Below are 4,572 nucleotides of genomic sequence, written 5' to 3'. Positions count from 1 at the left end.
GCGGAGTACTTCGTCGGGACCGAGGGTGTGGAAGGGACCGGGATCCCGATGCTCGCCCAGGACGGGGCCTTCAGCTCTTCGGCCGAGGCGGTCACCGCGACCGTGGATGCCTCCGCGTGGGCCGCCGACACGCCCCTCTACGTGGACTGCAAGGACGCCGCAGGCCGCTGGGGGCCGGCCGCCGCGGGGAGCACCCTGGTCGCCGTCACGCCCAAGGACCCCTTCACGGTGTCGGTGTCGCCAGGTCCCGCCGAGAACGTCGCGCAGGGACGGCGCGACGCCGTGATGGCCCGGCTCACCTTCGAGGCGACGGGCCCCGGGACGGTTGCCGTGGAGGGGCTCCGGCTTGGGGGGACGATGGGCGCGGGGACCGGAAGCGTCTACGGAGACGTCTCCCGGGTGCACGTCTACGGCGACGGGGGCACCCGGAGCGGAGTCTGGGACCCGGCCGATGCGCTGCTCGGGAGCGGCACCTTCGGAGCGGCCGGCACGGCCGAGGTGGACTTCGCGGATCTCACCCTGGCCTACCCCGACCCGGTCGTCCTCTACGTCGTCTACGACATCTCCCCGACAGCCACCGTGGGGGACGAGCTCGGCGCCGCCCTGACCGCGGTGCGGCACCCCACCACCGACCAGCTCACCACCGCCCTCCCGGTCTCTTCGGGGAACATCAAGACGGTGGTCTCCGGGAGCAGCCTGAGCTGCGGCGAGTGCCACGGCATCCCGCCGATCGACGCCGCCGCGGGCGGGTCCCACGCAGCCCACGCCTCGAGCCAGCCGGAGTGCGCCAACTGCCACGGCGCGGCGGCGGCGGCCTATACCAACGCGCACCCCAACGGGGTGCTCGAGCTCGGCTTCAAGACCCCCGCCCCGGCGGGGCCGACGGTCCTCACGGGGACGGAGGTCACCTACGAGCAGGGGGGGACGGTGATCTACCGGGACCTCGACGGGGCCGGGGGGCTCAACGCCCTCCCCGGCTCCGACGGGGTGGACGACGGCACGTGCAGCGGGTTCGGCGCGCTGGGGGTCACGGGCTGCCACGGCGGGTCGAGCCCCGTGTGGGGCACCCCGGGCAGCGCCGCCTGCGGCACCTGTCACGGGACCACGGCGGCCCGGGACGGCTATCGGGAGGCCGCCGGGGGGTGGCTCCAGGGCGCCCCCCCCTCGGACCTCGCCGGGAAGCCGAGCTCCCTCGAGGTCGGCAGACACCTGCTGCACCTCGACCTGAGCCACGCGAAGACGGGCACGTCCTGCGCCCTCTGCCACTATGGGGCGGGCAAGAACACGGGGTTCCACGGGGACGGAACCGTGCAGGTGAGCTTCCGGCAGACCGTCGCGGGGGGCCCGACGGCGGCCTGGAGCGACAGCGGCATCGACGCGCCCCCCGGAGGCACGTGCAGCGGACTCAACCAGGCCGCGTGTCACACGAACACGACGTGGAATGCCAGCACGCAGCTGTCGTGCCAGGACTGCCACCAGCTCGTCGTCTCCCACACCCGCAGCCAGGGCGCGGCAGTGCCCTGCACGGACTGCCACCCGGGGGGAACCTACGCCCCGATCCGGCACAGCACCAACGGCCGGCCTGACATCCTCGAACTGCCCCTGCCCCCCGCCAGCTGGTCGGATCCCTCCGGGCGGCTCACCGGCGCCGACATGCAGACGCGGCTCGGCCTTCCCTACCGCATCCACCTGGGCGGCGACGACCCGAGCTCCCGGGGGACCTCGGAGGCGGCGGTCTGCTGGGGCTGCCACGACAGCCAGTCTCCGAGGGTCAGCGAGTGGGGATACAACTCCAAGTCCACTCCCGCCGGCTACCCCGTGGCCCAGCTCCCCACGGGCAACGGCGACGGCACGGCAGAGACCTACAACCACGGCTGGATCTACGACTCCTCGTACGGCACCAAGGTGACGGACTGGACAACGGGGTACTGGCAGAACGCCTACGACACCTCCGTGACCCGGCGCGTGAGCTCGGTGCACACCGCCACCTTCGACCCGGCGGGCCAGAGCTCGAGCGTCGCGAACAACGTCGACGCGAGCGGCTTCGTGATCGCCAACCCCGTGCTGGAGCAGGCGGGGCAGATCCGCTGCTCCTTCTGCCACGACGTGCACGACCTCAACCGGTCCCTCGAGGAGAAGCCCGTCCTCGAGGGCGGCCACGGCCGTCCCATGACGGGAAAGCCCTGGCTGCGGGGCAAGTGGGCGGGCAACCCCTACCCGGCCGACGTTCCGGCCCGGTCCGTCTACACCTACACGACCCGGGCCCGCAGCGCGGGCGACCTGGTGCCGCGCATGAGCGCGGCCGCGCGGGACAAGGGCGGCTACTTCATCGACCAGAACAGCAACAACCCCACGAACCACGCGGCCATGGATACGGTCGAGGAGACCGCCGGCCTGTGCCTGCTCTGCCACGGCACGGACGTGAACGGGATGGACTTCTACACGGGTTCGAGCCTGTGGCGCGCCGGCACCGTCAACGGGCACAGCAATTCCACCCTCGGAGGCACCGGCTTCGTCAAGCGCAACCTCTTCGACGCCAACCGGGCAGCCGACTGGATGGGCCGGCAGCAGTACGTGGGGGCCTGGGGCTTCGGAGGAGCCGGCGCCTGGCTCTTCACCACGGTCTACAACAGCGGCTGGTATGGGGGCACGCCGGGGAGCACGGCGCGGGGAGGAGACTACTCCGCCTGGTACACGACGGGGGGGATCGGAGGCCGGACGGGCGTGCCGGGGGCCAAGGCGCACGACTTCACGTGCTCCAAGTGCCACTCGCCCCATGCGGCAGGGCTTCCCGCGCTCCTCACCTCGAACTGTGTCAACACGGGGCGAAGCGGCCTGTTCACCCTGCCCCTGATGGGTGCCAACACCCCAGCGACCTGGGACCCGGCCACCAACTGCCACCGCAAGACCAGCACCTCCACCGGGTGGCACCGCATCGCCCCGGGCCAGTGAGGCAAGCCATGGGATCGAGAATCTCCACGTTGAGTGCAGCGCTGACCCTGGCGCTCTCCTTCGCAGCCGCAGCCCCCGCCCGGGAGGCGATCCGGGAGCCGTTCGAACACGGCCCCGCCGGGGGGCGCGGCGGGAAGGGCTGGACCCAGCTGGACCCCGATCGCCCCGCGGTCCAGCCGCTCTCCGCGGAGACGTCGCCCCGCGGCATGATCTCCTTCGACCTCCAGCGGCGCCCCGATGGAGATCCCGCAGCTCGGGGCGCCGTCTTCGCCCTGTGGAGCGCCGACGGCCACCTGGTGTTCGAACTCTCGGTGACCTGGGAGTCCGAGGCAGACGGCCGGCCCGGCATCTTCCTGGTCGCTCCCCCCCGTCCGGGGTACGGAGGGCCGAGGCCCGCCTACTCGACCTCCCTGGTTTCGCTCGGTCGCGACGTGGCGCCCGGACAGTGGATCCACGTGGACCTCGTATGGGACGACGAGGCGGGGACCTGCAAGCTCTACGTCGACGGGAACCTCGTCACGGCCGAGCCGCGACGGTTCCAAAGGGAGCGAAGCGTGCCCCTCACGGGCCCGGGGGAAGCCCGGACACGGGGGGATGGGCGCCGGGAAGGACGTTCCGACCTGATTCCCTGGCCTTTCGGGCAGGTGCTCTCCGAGGCCGCGATCGTGCGCTGGGGAGATCCGGGGCAGAAAGACCTTCCCCGTGCCCGGCGCAGGGCCGACGTCCCCCTGGCCCACGCCGTGGTGGACAACTTCGTGGTGGTTCTCGACGACCCCGTGGAGCTGGTGACCAGGCTCCATCGGAAGGGGTACGACGTCCAGGACCTCCTGGCATCCTATACCCCCGAGGGGGTGCGCCTGTCCTGGCAGCCCCCCCGGGTGCGGGGAGTCAACCAGGGCTACCTCGTGTATCGGCGGGAGGGCTCGGACGGTGCAGGGAGGTTCGAGCGGCTCACCGCGGAGCGGCTCTACGACCTCACCCACCTGGACTCCACCGTCCGCTCCGGGCAGAGCTACCGCTACTCGGTCACGGCCCTGTACTCCGACGGCCGGGGTCGGGACCTGGAGAGCCAGTCGCCTCCGGAGGTGGCCGTGACCGCGGCGGCGCTCTCGGTGGCCTCCGTGGCCGCGGCGAAGTCCCTGTACGGCGCCGGGGAGGAGATCGTCGTCACCCTGCGGGGCACCCAGGACGCCGCCGCCACGTTTCACCTTCCGGGAGTGACGCCCGGGCCCGTGGCGATGGAGGAGGTCGACGACGGGGTGTACGTGGGGAGGACACGGGCCCCCGAAGGCGGCAGCCCCTCGACCGCAGGTCTCACCGGCACCCTGAGCCTGGGCGGCCGGACGGCGAGCCGCGACGGACCGGCGGTGGGGCTGGATCCCGTGCCCCCCGCCCCTCCCGGGCGGATTCGCGCGGATCCGGTGTGGGCTCGAGAGCTCGAGCTCGCCTGGGACCCGAGTCCTTCTGCCGACGTCGACGGTTACCGGATATATCGGGGGGAGGGCCGGGCGCCCGACCTCTCGGCCGCCCCCTTCGAGACGGTCCGGGAGCTCTCCTTCGTGGACACCCGGGTCATCCCCGGCCTCACCTACCACTACGCGGTGGTGGCCGTGGACAAGG

2 protein-coding genes are annotated in these 4,572 nt (G+C 72.3%); both read left to right on the top strand.

The window, feature by feature from the left end; all coding sequences use genetic code 11:
- Positions 1-2,952: hypothetical protein (locus tag AB1578_21140; GenBank protein MEW6490402.1), on the top strand; the 2,952-nt coding region annotated here is incomplete at its 5' end.
- A gap of 8 nt (positions 2,953-2,960) precedes the next feature.
- The coding region (locus AB1578_21135) for a hypothetical protein (GenBank protein MEW6490401.1) at positions 2,961-4,572 on the top strand (1,612 nt) is incomplete at its 3' end.

The sequence above is a fragment of the Thermodesulfobacteriota bacterium genome (assembly GCA_040756475.1).
Classification (GTDB): Bacteria; Desulfobacterota; Deferrisomatia; order Deferrisomatales; family JACRMM01; genus JBFLZB01.
Note: the sequence above shows the minus strand (reverse complement) of the source record. Positions and strands in the feature narration are given on the sequence as shown.